Source organism: Olsenella sp. KH3B4 (assembly GCA_900111695.1).
In the GTDB taxonomy this organism is placed as follows: domain Bacteria; phylum Actinomycetota; class Coriobacteriia; order Coriobacteriales; family Atopobiaceae; genus Tractidigestivibacter.
Map to the genome: position 1 here is coordinate 361,427 of FOHD01000001.1, position 15,584 is coordinate 377,010.

A 15,584-nucleotide genomic window follows, 5' to 3' on the forward strand; every position below is an offset into this window, starting at 1 on the left:
GAGGCCGTTCGGTCTGGGGAATGGGGACCAGGGTTACTTGGTGCTTGAGGCGACCTCGATGTCGGCATCGGCGTCGTCAGGGTCGGCGACGACCTCCTCGACGTTCTCGGAGGGGCTGGACTTCTCGGCCTTTGCCACGGCCGCGTCGCCATCGCCCTCCTCCATGCCCTCGCGCACGTTCTTGACGGTCTTGCCTATGGCGGAGCCGAGCTTGGGTAGGTTCTTGGGCCCAAAGATGATCAAGGCAACCAAAAGAATGACGAGAAGCTCGGGAACTCCCAATCCGAGAATCATTGCGTACCTCCTCAACGACATGCGATTGGACGGCAACGTTGCGTTGCGGTCCCTTTGCAGCACGTCTTGGGGCGCGCCGCCTTTCAGTCTTGATGGTAGGGATGGCGATTGGATAGGTAAAATACATTTTGATGCACGTATCCATATACGCTTTGTATCGATTGCCGACGACTGCCCGTCACGTGACGGAGCAAAGCCGCCACCCTACAATGGACAGGGGCATACGCACCGCATTCGAAAGGAGTCACGCATGGCAGAGCTTCCGCAGGCAGAGATTGGCATCTTTGGCGGATCTGGCTTCTACAGCCTCTTCGAGGGCGACTACGAGGAGGTCTCCCTTGACACGCGCTGGGGACAGCCCTCCGACGTCTACACCGTGGGGACCATCGGGGGTCGCAAGATCGCGTTTCTCCCCCGCCACGGCCACAAGCACACCTTTGCCCCCGGCGAGGTCAACTATCGCGCCAACCTCTGGGGCATGCACGAGCTGGGCGTGAAGCAGGTCATAGGGCCGTGCTCGGTGGGGTCCCTCTCGCTTGACATCCACCCCGGCGACTTTGTGATCTGCGACCAGTTTGTGGACAGGACCAAGGGCCGTGCCGACACGTTCTTCACGCATGACCTGGGGCTGGGCGTGCAGCACCTCTCCGCAGCTCACCCCTACTGCGAGACCATGCGCAAGGTCGTCGTCGAGAAGTGCCGCGAGCTGGGCATTCCCGTGCACGACGGCGGGACCGTCGTCACCATCCAGGGACCGCGCTTCTCGACCACCGCTGAGAGCGAGTGGTTCCAGAAGATGGGCTGGTCGGTGGTGAACATGACGCAGTACCCCGAGGCGTGGCTCGCCCGCGAGCTGGGCATGCACTACGTGAACGTGAGCCTGGTCACCGACTACGACTCCGGCCTGGGCAAGTACGCCGCCGTCACCAATGACGACGTGCTGCGCGTCTTTAACGAGAACCTCCACCTGCTGCGCAAGCTCATCGAGGCCATGGTCCCCGCGCTACCCGCCACCATCGACGACGACTGCACAGGAAGCGCGACGCTCTTCGATCGCTTGTAGAAGAAGTTGCGCTCGCGCGGTTTTTTCCTTAAGAAGCCCCTCCGGCGACCACTTGACGCCGGAGGGGCTTTGCAACGCACACACAGCCAAGCGCTCGAGACCAGGCTAGTCCAGCTCGCCCTCCTCCAGAATCTGGAAGCCCGCGCGCTCGATGGCAAAGACAGCCTCGGCCGCCTGCGCCGCATCCGTCACCTTGAGCGCAAAGATTGCGTTGCCGTCCTGGTGAGAGAAGCAATACCCGTACTCCACCGAGATGTCCGCCTCGTCCAGCGTCTCCAGGAGCTCGGCTAGGCCGCCGGGACGGTTGGGCACCGCCACGGCCGTAACCTTGGTGACGCGAGCGCGATAACCAGCCGCGTCAAGCGCCGCCTTGGCCTTGTCCGCCTCGTTGCACACAATGCGCACCAGGCCGTACTCGGGGGTGTCGGCAATCGACAGAGCGCTCATGTTGATGCCCGCATCTGCGAGGCAGCGGCAGAGCGCCGCCAGACGGCCCTTGTCGTTCTCGAGAAAGACCGAGATCTGCTTAATCATCACTTAATCCCCTTCCTCGTGTCGATGACGCGCTTTGCCTTGCCGGTGCTGCGCGAGATGGACTTGGGCTCGACGATGCGAACCTTGATGCCAACGGAGAGGTCGGTCTTGAGGCGCGCGGAGATCTGACGCTGCAGGGCATCGATGGCACCGGTCTGGTCGAAGTCGAAGTCGGGGTTTGCCTCGGCCTTGAGCGTGACAACGTCCAGCGAGCGCTCGTCGGTGCCGACCTCGATCTGGTACCAGCTGGAGACCTGGTCGAAGGTCTTCATAACGTCCTCGATCTGCGATGGGAAGACGTTCACGCCACGAATGATGAGCATGTCGTCGGTGCGGCCGTGTAGGCGGTCGATGCGCTTGTGGGTGCAGCCGCAGGAGCACTCGCCAGGCAGGATGCGCGTGATGTCGCGCGTGCGATAGCGCACGACAGGCGACGCCTCGCGGTCGAGCGTGGTGAGGACGAGCTCGCCCCACTCTCCGTCCGGCAGTCGCTTGCCGGTAGCCGGGTCGATGATTTCGGCAAAGAAATGGTCCTCTGCCAGGTGAAGGCCGTCCTGCTCAAGGCACTCGCAGGCCACGCCCGGTCCCATTGTCTCCGTGAGGCCGTAGATGTCGAGCACCTTGTAGTCGAGCTTGCGCTCGAGCTCGACGCGGAAGTTGTCAGAGAAAGGCTCGGCGCCGTGGATTCCCGCCTTGAGATGGAAGTCTCGAGAGGGGTCGAGGCCCATCTCCAACGCCGTGTCGGCGATGTGCATGGCATAGCTGGGCGTGCAGCAAAGAATCGTGGTGCCCATCTCACGCAGGATGCGAATCTGGCGCTCAGTGTTGCCGGCAGAGGTGGGGATCACCGTTGCCCCAGAGGCGAGGGCGCCATAATGGGCACCAAGGCCGCCCGTGAAGAGGCCGTAGCCGTAGGCAACCTGCACCACGTCGTTGGCGCCACCGCCCGCGTAACGGATACCGCGCGCGAAGCAGTCGGACCAGAAGTCGAGGTCATGCTGAGTATAGGCACCAAGCGTGGCAACGCCCGTGGTACCGGACGACATGTGAATCTCGCGCACGTCGGAGAGCGGAACGGCAAGCATGCCGTAGGGCGCGGCGTCGCGGAGGTCCTGCTTGTTCACAAACGGGGCGTTGGCAAGGTCATCGAGGGAGGCCAGGTGATAGGGGTCAAAGCCCGCCTCGTCGAAGGAGCGCTTGTAGAACGGGACGTGTTCGTAGCAGTTGACCAGCGTGCGGCGCACGCCTTCAAGCTGCATCTCCTCGAGCCTCTCGTGCGGAAGGCGCGTTGCGTCCTTTGCCCCCGCATTGCCGGTGATCGCCGTGCCGTCGTGCTCGTCTGCCATGCCATACCGCCTTTCGAGCCAATCTGCGCCGACTGAACTCGGCGCGTGCACCCATTGTCACCCAGACGTCGCGCCTGATGGGGCAGGCGTCCGTGAGCGCACTTTATCACAGGGGAGCGTCGCCAAGAGGGTGTGCGCGGCAGGTGGACTTGATGCAGCGCTTGCTATAGGGCACCTGCAGGCGGAGGAGTTATTGCGCTTCGCCATGCAACGACGCCGATCCCTGTGCATAAAACTACCCTATCGGACGGTGAATCCTGAGTCGCTGCATAAAAACGCTCTATCGGACAGTGCCTTCGTGTCACAGATATCAAACTTTGAACTACATATCCACAATACTGCATATTTCATATTAAGTATGCATTTATATGAAAGTTTGATTCAATATTTGATGCAGTTAGACAAAAAACACCGTCCGATAGAGCGTTTTTATGCAGCGAACCCTGAAACTCTGTCCGCTATCGACTTTTTGTGCAGTGAGATGACTGTTGCAGCAAGCATGGGCGCCGCGACAAGCCCGATGGACTCCAAGCACACCGCTATAGTTGACCCAGGAGTTACAAGGAGGAACCACATGAACCAGGTAGACCAGCTTCGCATAACGGTCGCTACCAGCTCAGATGCTGCAGCCGTCGCCAACATCTACGCTCCATACGTACGAGACACCGCAATCACCTTCGAGTACGATGCCCCTGACGCACGGGAGATGGCCGCTCGCATCGAACGGGTTGGCGCCACACACCCCTGGCTGATCGCGCGCGACGCCGCAGGAGCAGCGCTCGGCTATGCCTACGCGAGTCCCTACTATGGGCGAGCCGCATACGCCTGGTGCGTTGAGACCTCCATCTACGTTGACCGCGAGGCCCGCGGCAGCGGGGTTGGCACCGCCCTTTACCAGGAGCTCGAACGCGTGCTGACCGCTCAGGGAATCCTCAACCTATACGCCTGCGTTGCCACAACAAGCACGCCCGACACCCACCTCGACAACGGGAGCGTCACCTTCCACGAGCGGCGAGGCTACCACGAGATAGGCCACTTTCCCAACTGCGGATACAAGTTTGGGCACTGGTACGACACAGTGTGGATGGAACGCAATCTGGGCGCCCACGCTTTGCCACAGCCGTCGGTGCGTCCGTTTTCGCAGGTGAGAGCCGAGCTTGGCCTATAGCACGCTCCCAAGCGCCTTGGCAGCAGCACGGGCATCGTCCACCGAGAGGCTGTCGTACTGCACCACAAACCGGGCAAAGCCATCCGGTGCCCCGACATGCTCGGAAACCCGCGCAAACGAGGAGAGCGGCATCAGTCCCACGCCCACCTCACGCGCAGCCGCGGAAATACCGGCCTCCCCGCGCCCCTCATCGCGCACCTCCAGCACGAAGTGAATCCCGGAATCGGCTTCCTCGAAGCGAACGCGTTGCCCCGAGGGGCCATCGAGCAGACCCTCAACCAGCGCATCGCGCACCTCGCGCATGGCGTGGCGATAGCGAGCCACGTGCCGCTCGTACGCTCCGGACTCAAGTGCCTGTGCAAGCGCCACCTGATCGATGGCAGGCACGGTGGTCGAGAGAAACCCCAGGCGCTCGTCATAGGCAGCGTCGAGCGTAGCAGGCAGCACCAGGTAGGCGATGCGCAGTGCCGAGGAGAGGCTCTTCGAGAACGTGTTGAGGTACATCACGCTTCCCGTGGCATCGATGCTCGCTAGCGCCGGGATTGGCCGGCCCGCGAGTCGCAGCTCGCAGTCATAGTCGTCCTCGACAACGTAGCGTCCGTCCTGCTCGGCTGCCCAGCCCAAGAGCTCATAGCGGCGCGCGACACTCATCACGCGGCCGGTGGGAAACTGGTGCGAGGGCATCACGTGCGCCACGGTAGCACCAGACCCACGCAAGGCACGCACCGAGATGCCCTCGCCATCAAGCGGCAGGTAGTGCACGTCAAGACCATGTGCGCGGTAGGTCTCGCTCGCGCGGGAGTAGCCAGGGTCCTCCACGCCCACCGAGCCTCCCTCGCAAAGGAGCTGTGCGACAAGTCCGTAGAGCGTCTGCGCACCAGCACCCACAACCACCAGCCGAGGGTCGACCGACATCCCGCGCGAGCGCGCGAGGTGGTTAGCGATTGCCTCGCGAAGGCGGGGCACGCCTCGAGCAGGCGGCGTACGATAGAGCACGTCATCAGGCTCATGGGCCAGTACGTCGCGCAACGCGCGCTCCCAGAGGCGCGCCGCTCCTGGGCAGGCAACGCTGGCTCCACGTGTCAGATCATATGGCACCCTACCTGCAGCGGATTGGTCTTCTGCCACACCTGCCGACGCAATCTCGGACCCCGAGGAAACCGGCTTGGCTGCCGTTGTGTCCGGCAGCGCGGGCAGGCTTTCCGCGTAGTAGCCGCGACGGGGTCGGGCGACAACATACCCCTCGGCGACCAGCTGCGCATAGGCGCCCTCCACGGTGACCACGCTCACGCCCAGCCGCTCCGCCAGGACGCGCCTAGAGGGCAAGCGCTCGCCCGCGGCAATCGCACCCGTCACAACCTGGTTGCGAATGCACCGGTAGAGGTACTCATAGAGGGGAAGCTCCCCTCTCCCTGTGAGGTCAATCCCCCGCATGCGACGATCCTCTCAACATCTGGTCTTATCGGTTTTGTAAAACTGGACTTATATTGGTCATAGCAATCTATCACGTTCTGGACATTCTAATATTGCCACGGTGCTCCTAGTCTACGTAGGCACACAGACGCGCCAACGCAAGGAGGACCACGAATGTCACAGGACAAGAGAGACGAGAAGACCGTCACGCCGGCACCCGGGCCGGAGCGCGCAAAGCTCAACCGTGAGCTTGCACAGATGCTCAAGGGCGGCGTCATCATGGACGTCACGACCCCCGAACAGGCTCGCGTTGCCGAAGAAGCCGGCGCCTGCGCCGTCATGGCACTCGAGCGCATCCCTGCTGACATCCGCGCAGCAGGCGGCGTGAGCCGCATGAGCGACCCCCACATGATCAAGGGCATCCAGGCGGCGGTCTCCATCCCCGTGATGGCCAAGTGCCGCATTGGCCACTTTGTGGAGGCTCAGGTGCTCCAGGCCATCGACATCGACTACATCGATGAGTCCGAGGTCCTCTCCCCTGCCGACGACGTCTACCACATCGACAAGACCCAGTTCGCGGTGCCTTTCGTCTGCGGCGCCCGCGACCTGGGCGAGGCACTGCGCCGCATTGCCGAGGGTGCCTCGATGATCCGCACCAAGGGCGAGCCGGGCACTGGCGACGTGGTGCAGGCCGTAAGCCACATGCGCCTCATCAACTCGCAGATCCGCCACGTGGTGAGCCTGCGGGCGGACGAGCTCTTCGAGGAGGCCAAGCACCTGCAGGTACCTGTCGAGCTCGTGCAGTCTGTGCACGAGAACGGCCGCCTTCCCGTGGTCAATTTTGCCGCAGGCGGCGTGGCCACCCCCGCCGACGCCGCGCTCATGATGCAGCTGGGAGCCGAGGGCGTGTTCGTGGGCTCGGGCATCTTCAAGAGCGGCGACCCCACCAAGCGCGCGCGTGCCATCGTGGGGGCCGTCACCAACTTCGACGACCCCGAGAAGGTTGCCGCGCTCTCCGAGGACCTCGGCGAGGCCATGGTGGGCATCAACAAGGACGAGATAGACCTGCTCATGGCCGAGAGGGGCAAGTAATGGCCACCGCGGTTCTCGCCCTCCAGGGAGCCTTCGCCGAGCACGAGGCCCGCCTCGCCGAGCTTGGCGAGAACACCATCGAGCTACGGAGCGCGGACGACCTCGCGCGCCCGTTCAATCGCTTGGTGCTGCCCGGCGGCGAGTCCACGGTCCAGGGGCGCCTTCTCAAGGAGCTGGGCATGCTCGGGCCACTGCGCGAGCGTATCGAGGACGGCATGCCGGTGCTTGCAACCTGCGCCGGGCTCATCCTCCTGGCGCAGAGACTTGCGGCCCATGACGACAAGGGCACGCCACGCCTGGCAACGATGGATGTGACCGTCGAGAGAAACGCCTATGGTCGGCAGCTGGGAAGCTTCCATGCAACGGCGGAGGTCGCTGGCATTGGCCCAGATGTGCCCATGACCTTCATCCGCGCGCCGCGCGTGGTTGACGTGGGGAAAAGCGCTCTGGCACTGGCGCGCGTGGACGGAAACGTGGTGGCCGTGCGGCAGGGTGCCCAGTTGGGGGTTGCCTTCCATCCGGAACTCGACCCAGACCTCAGGCTGCACCGGCTGTTCCTCTCGCTGTGAGCGGGGCGCAGCGCCCGCAGCTGGCCCGGCGGCAAGCTCACGCCTGCACCGGGCCAGCCTCCCTTTGGCCGCCGGCCCCACCCGCGAGCCGCAACTTGTGCCACACTCTCTCTAGGCGTCCGCCAGGGGACGACGGACCACAGGAGAGGATGAACCATGCTGAGGATCGGCCTTCTCACCAGCGGCGGCGACTGCCAGGCGCTCAACGCCACCATGCGTGCAATCGTCAAGACGGTCATGCACAACACCAAGCAGGACGTCGAAATCTACGGCTTTCTCGATGGCTACCAGGGCCTCATTCACAACCGCTACATTCAGATGACCCCCGGCGACTTCTCGGGACTACTCTCGCAGGGTGGCACCGTGCTCGGCACCAGCCGCACCCCCTTCAAGCTGCTCGACATCCCCGAGGCAGACGGCACCGTGAAGGTTCCGGCCATGAAGCGCACCTACAAGAACCTCAAGCTTGACTGTCTCTTCGTGCTCGGTGGCAACGGGTCGACCAAGACCGCCAACCGCCTCTCGCAGGAGGGCCTGCACATCATCGCGCTGCCCAAGACCATCGACAACGACACCTGGGGCACCGACATCACCTTTGGCTTCACCTCGGCAACCGACGTCGCCACGCGCTGCATTGACGACATCCACACCACCGCCAGCTCGCACGGCCGCGTCTTCGTGATCGAGATCATGGGCCACAAGGTGGGATGGATTCCGCTCTACGCAGGCGTTGCCGGCGGTGCCGACGTCATCCTCATCCCCGAGATCCCCTACGACATGGACAACGTGGTCAAGGCTATCGACCGGCGCGAGGAGAACGGCGGACGCTTTGCGATCATCGTCTGCGCCGAGGGCGCCATCTCCAAGGAGCAGGCGGCCATGAAGAAGAAGGACTACAAGAAGCTCGTAGCCGAGCGCGTGAAGCCCTCTGTGGCCTATGACATTGCCGAGGAGATCGCCCGCAGGACCGACCGAGAAGTTCGTGTGGCCGTGCCCGGCCACACGCAGCGCGGCGGCCAGCCCGACTCCCAGGACCGCATCTTTGCCACGCAGTGCGGCGTCGAGGCGGCGCGCGGCTGCCTCGAGGGCAAGTACGGCTACATGATTGCCAAGGTGGGCGGCAAGATGTGTCGCGTACCGCTCGAGGACGTTGCCGGCAAGCTCAAGTACGTCGACCCCAACTGCGACCTCGTGCGCGAGGCAAAGCTTTTGGGCATCAGCTTTGGCGACGAGTAGCAAGCGGCACAGGGCATGATTGGCGAAGCCTGGCAGAGCTTTGTTTCTGAGACGGCGGCATGGGGTGCCCATGCCGTCTTCTTAAGGTTGCTGCTCGCAACCCTCATTGGCGTGGCCATCGGCATCGACCGCGAGTTCCACAACAAGGGCGCAGGCGTCAAGACCCACGTCCTCGTGTGCATTGGCGCAGCTATGGCCATGATCGTGAGCGAGTACGTGCTCCACCAGTTCCCCGATGCGCGTGGCGACATCAACCGCATTGGCGCCCAGGTCATCTCGGGCGTTGGTTTTCTCGGCGTGGGCACCATCCTCGTGACCGGCAAGAACGAGGTCCGCGGCCTCACCACGGCAGCCGGCCTCTGGGCGTGCGCGTGCATAGGGCTTGCTGCGGGCATTGGTTTCACGGAGGCCGCGCTCATCGGGCTGTTCTTCGTGCTTCTCACCTTCGAGGGGCTCAACCGCCTTGACCGCGTGATTCGCCGCGCATCAAAGACCTTCGACGTCTACGTGGAGTTCAACGAGCCGTCGGGCGTGCGAGAGCTTCTCCGCAAGCTGCACTCGTGGGACTGCACGTACGAGAACTTCGAGGTCATTCGCGGCCAGGATGGCCGCAAGGGCACGGCGGCGACCTTCTCGGTGGAGCTCTCGTCCATGGGCCGCAAGAGTCTCTTCATAGAGTCCATCGGCAACCTCGACTTTGTCACCTTTGCCGACGAGATATAGGTGGTAACGCCAGCGGCATTGGAGGCAATCGACATGCCCACGTTCCTCAACCAGAGCCCCGTCTTTGGGCCGGTCACAAGCAGGCGCTTTGGCGTCTCCCTCGGGGTGAACCTAATGCCGAGAACAGGCAAGATCTGCACCTTTGACTGTCTGTACTGCGAGAACGGCTTTAACGACGAGCGCCGCACGCGCGACAGCTATGTGGGCCTTGACCAGGTGATCTCCGCCCTCGAAACGGCCTTAGTGGCAATGGCCGAGAGGGGCGAGAAGCTCGATGACATCTGCTTTGCCGGCAACGGCGAGCCAACCGCAAGTCCCGTCTTTCCGGCAGCCGTCAACGCGGCGCTAGCACTGCGCGACCGCTACGCGCCAGAAGCGCACGTGACCGTGCTCTCAAACGGCACGCAGGCAGCACGGCCGGAGGTGCACGCGGCACTTCTCCGCGTGGACAGGAACGTCCTCAAGCTTGACACCGTCGACGCCACCTACGTGGCCGCGCTTGACCGCCCCCGTGTGCCCTATAGCGTGGAGCATCAGGTGGAAGTGTTCGCGTCCTTCAAGGGGCATGTGATTGTGCAGACCATCTTCCTGCGCGGCAGCTACAAGGGCCGCTCGCTCGACAACACGGATGAAGGCCACGTGGAAGCGTGGCTCTCGGCGCTTGAGCGCATTAGGCCGGAGGGCGTGACCATCTACACCGTGGACCGCGACACGCCTGCCTCGGGCCTTAGTAAGGCGCCGAGAGAGACCCTCGACGCCATTGCCCAGCGCGTGCGAGCCCTCGGCTTCCCCTGCACCGTGGGGTACTAGCAAGGCTGGCACCACACGGAAACAGAGCCGTCACACGAGACGCGCTATTATCGTTAGTGTACCTATACCCGCTTGAGATCGGACGTCCCGCATGTGTGAGCTCTTCGCGATCAACTCGGGAAGGCCGGTCTTGGCCAACGCCTACCTGAGGGAGTTCTACACTCACAGCCATGACAACCCACATGGCTGGGGACTTTCGTGGCGCGACGACCACGGCAGGGCCGGCGACCCCGAAGCGGATGTTGTACTTTGGCGCGAGCCCATCCCAGCATATGAGTCAGCGCTGTTGCCCAAGATTCTGGATCAGCCCGTCGAGGCCTGCCGCCTGGAGGCGCACATTCGCTTCTCCACCTGCGGTGCGCAGAGCGTCGAGAACTGCCACCCCTTCCTGGGCTCGGACATCTCCGGGCGCGAGTGGACCCTCATCCACAATGGCATCCTCTTCAACGAAGAGCTGCTCGCGGGCTATGACCGGCGCGAGCGCGGCGAGACCGACAGCGAGCGTACGATGCTCTTCCTTCTCGACGTCCTTGACGAGGCGGCAATGCGCGCGGGCGGTGCGCTGGACTTCAACGGCACCTTCGACGCGTTGGCTGGTGCCCTCTCGCAGATTTCCAACCTCAACCGCCTGAACCTCATCATGGACGACGGCACCTATACCTACGTGCACACCAACACCTCCGAGGACACGCTTAACTACCGTCAGCTCTCTGACGACGCCATTGTCTTCTCGACGAAACCCCTGGGAGGGGATGCCGAGAAGGACCTCTGGAAGCCCGTGCCCCGAAACCGTCTTATCGCCTACCGCGACGGTCGCCTGGTGCGGACCTCGGCGCCTCACGGGTACACGTTCTGCGAGGCGATTCTCGTCCTGCGCAAGAAGTTTGGCGACGCGTGGCCAGAGGTCATCGCGTCGTAGCGCCAGCAGCCAGCACCGCCTACCGTCCCGGCACACCGCCGCCACGCCCCTCTGCTAATCTGTATGGTTCCGTCTGGCTCCACCGGACGCCTCACACGGCAACAGCGCGGGCCCCGCCCGCCAGAAGCGAAAGCGGCAAGCATGGACCTCTCCCAGGCAATCGAACAGGCAAATGCCTTCGTCTTCCCGGGCTTTCTCACCGACGACGACTCGCTCACCCAGGAACGCACGAAGAACGAGGAGGCCATCAAGGTCCTGACAGACGCCTGGAAGGCCGCGCCGCTTGGCCGCGAGCCCTTCTCGTTCGACCTGGTGCGCGGCCTTGCCGACAGGAACCGCGACATATGCGACCGCTATGGCATCGAGCGACTGAGAAACACCAACGGCCTCAACCTCGCACGGCGCCTCTCGGATGCCGACCTCGTCCACGGCGTGGCCACGCTCCAGCACAGAAGCGACGAGGAGGTCGCGCGCGTCGCTGGCCCCACAGCCTCTGACCTGGGCATCGCCTACGTAGACGCGCCGGTGTGGGGTGCCGTGGTAGGCATCGACCTCGAGACCTCGGACCGCGAGCCCGACCGCGGCTACGTGATCAACGTTGGCCTGGAGTTCATGAACCTCACGCCAACGGCAAAGCCAACCAATCCCTACTCCGCCTACTGCGGCATGCCCGAGATGTATGCCGAGAAGGGCGTGCCCCTCACAGAGATCCATCACATCACCTGGAAGGACCTCGAGGGCGTGGCCCCTCTGCGCCAGAACCCCAAGATGCAGAAGGCCATTCTCGCTGCGCTCACCACCTTCCCCTACATGGCCCACAACGCCGCCTTCGAGGACTCCTGGTTCATGCTCAACGTGGACGGCTATGCCGAGGCGCGCAAGGCCGGCAAGGTCGTTCCCATAGACACGCGCGACATCTGCCGCCGGCTGGACCCGGAGGTGCGCCTGCTTCCCCGCGAGACGCATCCCGCCACGCTCGAGAACTGGGCGCGCCGCCGCGGAACGCTCAGCAAGAACGAGAAGGAACGCCACCTGGGCCTTGAGGACGTGGACCTCATGCTTGCCACGGTGCAGGCGGAGTTCTCGGAGCGCAAGATGTTCCCCGGCCAGCGCGAGGAGGACTAACATGCGCCTGCAGCAGCTTCGCTACCTCATCGCCGTCGCGGAGAGCGGCTCGATCAACTCCGTGGCGCACAGCCACTACATCTCGCAGTCCGCGCTCTCGACCTCCATCCGCGAGCTCGAGGAGGAGATGGGCGTCAAGGTCTTCAACCGCACGAACAAGGGAATCACGCTCACGTCGGAGGGTGTGGAGCTTCTCGCCTACGCACGCCAGGTGGTCGAGCAGGCCGACCTCATGATTCGCCACTACGAGAGCGACCGCAACGACACCTACCGCAAGCTGTCCGTCTCGTCTCAGCACTACGCCTTTGTGGTGAATGCCTTCACGGAGTTCGTGGCAAAGCGCCACGACGAATCATGCGACTTCACGTTGCGCGAGACCCGCACAGCCGACGTGATCGACGACGTGCGCACCTTTAGGAGCGACATCGGCGTACTCTTCCTCTCCACCTACAATGAGCGCGTGCTCAGGCGGCGCCTCGACGAGGCAAACCTGCGCTTTGTCTCGCTGTTCCGCGCGCGCCCGCACGTCTTTGTCCGCGAGGGGCATCCCCTTGCCACACACAAGAGCCTGCGCGTGCAAGACCTCGAGGACTACCCGCGCTACACCTTTGAGCAGGGCCCCGAGGGATCGCTCTACTACTCCGAGGAGCCCCTCTCGTCGCTTCCCCACCGCCAGCGCATCACCGTGAGCGACCGCGCGACCATGACGAGTCTCCTGCGCTGCTACGACGGGTTTCTTGTCTCGACGGGCGTGCGCTCCGACGAGATGCTCGAGGGCGTCGTTGCCATACCGCTTGACGTGGACGAGGTCATGAACGTGGGGTACGTGGTGCACCGGGAACGCAAACTCTCGAGCCTTGCGCAGGAATACATTGCCGAGCTCAACCAGCTCATCATGGACTGCACAGACAAGAACGCCCTCGTTCCCTCCAAGGAGGTCACGAGGGCCGTTGCCGGCGATGCTGTCGGCGCGGCCGATGACACACAGGACGCACCGGAAGACGCCACGCCAGCAGAGTAAGATGCGGCGCGACGTCCCCGCCCCTCTACTCCGACCTAACCTCTTGGCTGTAAAAATTCGTGAAAAACATGAAACGAGGGTGCCCGGAACCATTCCGGACACCCTCGAGCTGTATCGACGGCTTGGGCTCAGCGCGAAAGCCGCGCCCGCAGCCCCGCCTACATGAGCTCGGTCACGTTCTTGGCGAACTCCACCGGGTCGTCGATGGGAAGACCCTCGACGAGAAGCGCCTGGTCGTAGAGGATGGATCCCATGAGCTTGAGGCGGTCCTTGTCGCCAGCGTCCTTTGCCGCCACGAGCTTGCCAAACACGGGGTGCGCGGCATTGAGCTGCAGCACGCGCTGGGCCTTTGGCGCCGTGGTAGCCTCGGGGCCCTGGCTAATCACGCGCTCCATCTCCAGAGAGACCGGGCCCTCAGATGCAATGGCCGCAGGGGCGTCACCCAGGCCAGCGGCCACGCGCACGTCGGTGACCTTGTCGCCCAGGTCGCCCTTGAGCTCGTCGATGAGGTCCTTGTGCTCGGTGGTCGCCTCGTCCGCCGCCTTCTTCTCATCCTCGGTCGCAAGGTCGAGGTCGGCGGAGGAGACGTTGGCAAACTCGAGGTCGCGGGCGTCGGTACCCTTGTGCTCGGAGTCACCGGCCACGGCGTCCACGTGGTAGGTGCGCATGAACTGGAACATGAACTCGTCGACGTCCTGGGTGCAGAGAAGCACGTCGAAGCCATGGTTCACGGCAGACGTCACCACAGGCATCTTCTCCAGACGGTCACGGGAGTCACCGGCGGCGTAGTAGATCTTCTCCTGATCAGCGGGCATGGCGGCCACGTACTCCTTGAGCGTGACCTGCTTGCCCTCCTTTGCAGACCAGAACAGAAGCAGGTCCGCCAGGTCAGCGGCCTTCGAGCCGTAGGAGTTGTAGATGCCAAACTTGAGCCCACGACCAAAGTTGCCAAAGAACTTCTCGTATCCCTCGCGGTCGTTGTCGCGCATGTCCTCGAGCTCGGAGTGAATCTTCTTCTCGATGCGGCGGGCGATGGCCCTGAGCTGCGAGTTCTGCTGCAGCGTCTCGCGGGAGATGTTGAGCGTCACGTCAGGCGAGTCAACGATGCCGCGTACGAAGTTGTAGTAGTCGGGAAGCAGGTCCGCGCACTTCTCCTGGATGAGAACGTTGGACGAGTAGAGCGCCAGACCCTTCTCGTAGTCCTTGCTGTAGAGGTCGAAGGGCTGCTCGGACGGGATGAAGAGCAGGGCATCGTACGAGAGCGCGCCCTCGGCGTGGAAGCTGATCGTGCGCTGCGGCTTCTCCCAATCGTGGAAGGTCGACTTGTAGAACTCGTCGTAGTCCTCCTGCTTGACCTCGCTGGAGCGCTTCTTCCAGATGGGCGTCATGGAGTTGAGGGTCTCAAGCTCCTGGTAGTCCTCGTACTCGGGCTTGTAGTCGTCGCCGGCGTCCTCCGGCTTTGGCTTCTCGCGGCTCTTGGTGACCATCATCTGGATGGGATGGCGCACGTAGTTGGAGTAGCGCGTCACAAGATCGCGCAGGCCCCACTCGGAGAGGAAGCGGTCGGTGTTGTCCTCCTCGGTCGAGGGGCGCAGATAGAGCGTCACGTCAGTGCCGTGGTCGTTCTCGCCCGAACGCTCGCCCTCGGCGGCAGGCTCGATGGTGTAGCCACTCCTGCCATCGGACTCCCAGGCAAAGGCCTCATCCGCACCGTAGGCACGGCTCACCACGCGGACCTTCTCGGCGACCATGAAGGCGGAGTAGAAGCCCACGCCAAACTGGCCGATGATGTCCATGTCCTGGCCCTGGTGCTCGGCGTTTGCCTCCTTGAAGGCCTCCGAGCCCGAGTGGGCAATGGTACCCAGGTTCTTGTCGAGCTCATCCTTGGTCATGCCGATGCCGTTGTCGCTCACTGTGATGGTGCGCGCGTCCTTGTCGAAGGCCAGGCGAATGGCAAGCGAGTCCTGGTCAACATGGACATCCGGGTTGGTGAGGCTCTCAAAGCTGAGCTTGTCGATGGCATCCGATGCGTTGGAGATGAGCTCGCGCAGGAAGATTTCCTTGTTGGTGTAAATCGAGTTGATCATGAGGTCCAAGAGCTTCTTGGACTCTGTCTTAAATTGCTTCATGTGCGCTTCTTTCCTTGAGACAAGCCGGCATCAATATGCATACCGTCTATCTAGGTACCCAGCGCAGCAGGAGATAAACCTACAGAGGGAAATAATCTAGTGCACACGCACTGAGATTATCTCCGTGTGCAGATTGATGGAC

The 15,584-nt window shown here is 63.1% G+C and carries 15 protein-coding genes; 10 read left to right on the top strand and 5 right to left on the bottom strand.

Features of this window, described 5'->3' with window-relative positions:
• Window positions 1-33: 33 nt before the first annotated feature.
• Window positions 34-294 carry a twin-arginine translocase TatA/TatE family subunit gene (gene tatA / locus BMX94_RS01640; protein ID WP_091002722.1) on the bottom strand — a complete coding sequence of 87 codons (261 nt, stop codon included), beginning with the start codon at window positions 292-294 and terminating at the stop codon, window positions 34-36.
• 250 nt (window positions 295-544) lie between these two features.
• On the opposite strand from tatA, the gene BMX94_RS01645 reads away from it, so the two are divergent.
• A complete protein-coding gene (locus BMX94_RS01645; protein WP_091002724.1) occupies window positions 545-1,357 on the top strand; it encodes an S-methyl-5'-thioadenosine phosphorylase in 813 nt (270 codons plus the stop codon).
• Window positions 1,358-1,462: 105 nt separating this feature from the next.
• Here the strand turns inward: BMX94_RS01645 and BMX94_RS01650 are convergent, their stop codons facing one another.
• Window positions 1,463-1,891: an ACT domain-containing protein gene (locus BMX94_RS01650; RefSeq protein WP_091002727.1), complete on the bottom strand. Its 429-nt coding sequence runs from the start codon at window positions 1,889-1,891 to the stop codon at window positions 1,463-1,465.
• Window positions 1,891-3,237, bottom strand: a complete 1,347-nt coding sequence (locus BMX94_RS01655; RefSeq protein WP_091002729.1) for a phenylacetate--CoA ligase family protein — start codon at window positions 3,235-3,237, stop codon at window positions 1,891-1,893. Before BMX94_RS01655 ends, BMX94_RS01650 begins: the two co-directional genes overlap by 1 nt.
• 574 nt (window positions 3,238-3,811) lie before the next feature.
• On the opposite strand from BMX94_RS01655, the gene BMX94_RS01660 reads away from it, so the two are divergent.
• A complete protein-coding gene (locus BMX94_RS01660; RefSeq protein WP_059054755.1) occupies window positions 3,812-4,405 on the top strand; it encodes a GNAT family N-acetyltransferase in 594 nt (197 codons plus the stop codon).
• Here BMX94_RS01660 and pdxR read toward each other — a convergent pair.
• Window positions 4,400-5,839, bottom strand: coding sequence for a MocR-like pyridoxine biosynthesis transcription factor PdxR (gene pdxR, locus BMX94_RS01665; protein ID WP_091002732.1), 1,440 nt, complete (start codon window positions 5,837-5,839; stop codon window positions 4,400-4,402). The genes BMX94_RS01660 and pdxR overlap by 6 nt on opposite strands.
• 153 nt (window positions 5,840-5,992) lie before the next feature.
• On the opposite strand from pdxR, the gene pdxS reads away from it, so the two are divergent.
• From pdxS to BMX94_RS01705, 8 genes are all read left to right on the top strand, one after another.
• Entirely contained in the window at window positions 5,993-6,910 is a 918-nt protein-coding gene (pdxS, locus tag BMX94_RS01670; protein ID WP_091002734.1) for a pyridoxal 5'-phosphate synthase lyase subunit PdxS, read from the top strand.
• Complete coding sequence (pdxT, locus tag BMX94_RS01675; protein ID WP_059054758.1) at window positions 6,910-7,479, top strand: pyridoxal 5'-phosphate synthase glutaminase subunit PdxT; 570 nt, start codon at window positions 6,910-6,912, stop codon at window positions 7,477-7,479. The genes pdxS and pdxT overlap by 1 nt, the downstream gene beginning before the upstream one ends.
• 156 nt (window positions 7,480-7,635) lie before the next feature.
• On the top strand, window positions 7,636-8,715 hold the full coding sequence (locus tag BMX94_RS01680; protein ID WP_059054759.1) for a 6-phosphofructokinase: 1,080 nt from the start codon (window positions 7,636-7,638) through the stop codon (window positions 8,713-8,715).
• A 15-nt stretch (window positions 8,716-8,730) separates the two neighbouring features.
• Complete coding sequence (locus tag BMX94_RS01685) at window positions 8,731-9,438, top strand: MgtC/SapB family protein (RefSeq protein ID WP_091002736.1); 708 nt, start codon at window positions 8,731-8,733, stop codon at window positions 9,436-9,438.
• Window positions 9,439-9,471: 33 nt separating this feature from the next.
• The gene (locus BMX94_RS01690; RefSeq protein ID WP_091002737.1) at window positions 9,472-10,248 is read left to right on the top strand and encodes a radical SAM protein; all 777 of its coding nucleotides are present in this window, start codon (window positions 9,472-9,474) and stop codon (window positions 10,246-10,248) included.
• 91 nt (window positions 10,249-10,339) lie between these two features.
• Complete coding sequence (locus tag BMX94_RS01695; RefSeq protein WP_091002739.1) at window positions 10,340-11,167, top strand: class II glutamine amidotransferase; 828 nt, start codon at window positions 10,340-10,342, stop codon at window positions 11,165-11,167.
• A gap of 141 nt (window positions 11,168-11,308) precedes the next feature.
• A complete protein-coding gene (locus tag BMX94_RS01700; protein ID WP_091002741.1) occupies window positions 11,309-12,292 on the top strand; it encodes a 3'-5' exonuclease in 984 nt (327 codons plus the stop codon).
• A 1-nt stretch (window position 12,293) separates the two neighbouring features.
• On the top strand, window positions 12,294-13,313 hold the full coding sequence (locus BMX94_RS01705; RefSeq protein ID WP_091002743.1) for a LysR family transcriptional regulator: 1,020 nt from the start codon (window positions 12,294-12,296) through the stop codon (window positions 13,311-13,313).
• Between the two features lie 158 nt (window positions 13,314-13,471).
• On the opposite strand, the gene htpG is transcribed toward BMX94_RS01705, so the two are convergent.
• Complete coding sequence (gene htpG / locus BMX94_RS01710; RefSeq protein ID WP_091002745.1) at window positions 13,472-15,442, bottom strand: molecular chaperone HtpG; 1,971 nt, start codon at window positions 15,440-15,442, stop codon at window positions 13,472-13,474.
• Between the last annotated feature and the right edge of the window lie 142 nt (window positions 15,443-15,584).

Bases quoted from the DNA above. Each gene is read 5' to 3' on its own strand.
- tatA (WP_091002722.1), bottom strand. From the start codon at position 294: ATGATTCTCGGATTGGGAGTTCCCGAGCTTCTCGTCATTCTTTTGGTT.
- BMX94_RS01645 (WP_091002724.1), top strand. From the start codon at position 545: ATGGCAGAGCTTCCGCAGGCAGAGATTGGCATCTTTGGCGGATCTGGC.
- BMX94_RS01650 (WP_091002727.1), bottom strand. From the start codon at position 1,891: ATGATTAAGCAGATCTCGGTCTTTCTCGAGAACGACAAGGGCCGTCTG.
- BMX94_RS01655 (WP_091002729.1), bottom strand. From the start codon at position 3,237: ATGGCAGACGAGCACGACGGCACGGCGATCACCGGCAATGCGGGGGCA.
- BMX94_RS01660 (WP_059054755.1), top strand. From the start codon at position 3,812: ATGAACCAGGTAGACCAGCTTCGCATAACGGTCGCTACCAGCTCAGAT.
- pdxR (WP_091002732.1), bottom strand. From the start codon at position 5,839: ATGCGGGGGATTGACCTCACAGGGAGAGGGGAGCTTCCCCTCTATGAG.
- pdxS (WP_091002734.1), top strand. From the start codon at position 5,993: ATGTCACAGGACAAGAGAGACGAGAAGACCGTCACGCCGGCACCCGGG.
- pdxT (WP_059054758.1), top strand. From the start codon at position 6,910: ATGGCCACCGCGGTTCTCGCCCTCCAGGGAGCCTTCGCCGAGCACGAG.
- BMX94_RS01680 (WP_059054759.1), top strand. From the start codon at position 7,636: ATGCTGAGGATCGGCCTTCTCACCAGCGGCGGCGACTGCCAGGCGCTC.
- BMX94_RS01685 (WP_091002736.1), top strand. From the start codon at position 8,731: ATGATTGGCGAAGCCTGGCAGAGCTTTGTTTCTGAGACGGCGGCATGG.
- BMX94_RS01690 (WP_091002737.1), top strand. From the start codon at position 9,472: ATGCCCACGTTCCTCAACCAGAGCCCCGTCTTTGGGCCGGTCACAAGC.
- BMX94_RS01695 (WP_091002739.1), top strand. From the start codon at position 10,340: ATGTGTGAGCTCTTCGCGATCAACTCGGGAAGGCCGGTCTTGGCCAAC.
- BMX94_RS01700 (WP_091002741.1), top strand. From the start codon at position 11,309: ATGGACCTCTCCCAGGCAATCGAACAGGCAAATGCCTTCGTCTTCCCG.
- BMX94_RS01705 (WP_091002743.1), top strand. From the start codon at position 12,294: ATGCGCCTGCAGCAGCTTCGCTACCTCATCGCCGTCGCGGAGAGCGGC.
- htpG (WP_091002745.1), bottom strand. From the start codon at position 15,442: ATGAAGCAATTTAAGACAGAGTCCAAGAAGCTCTTGGACCTCATGATC.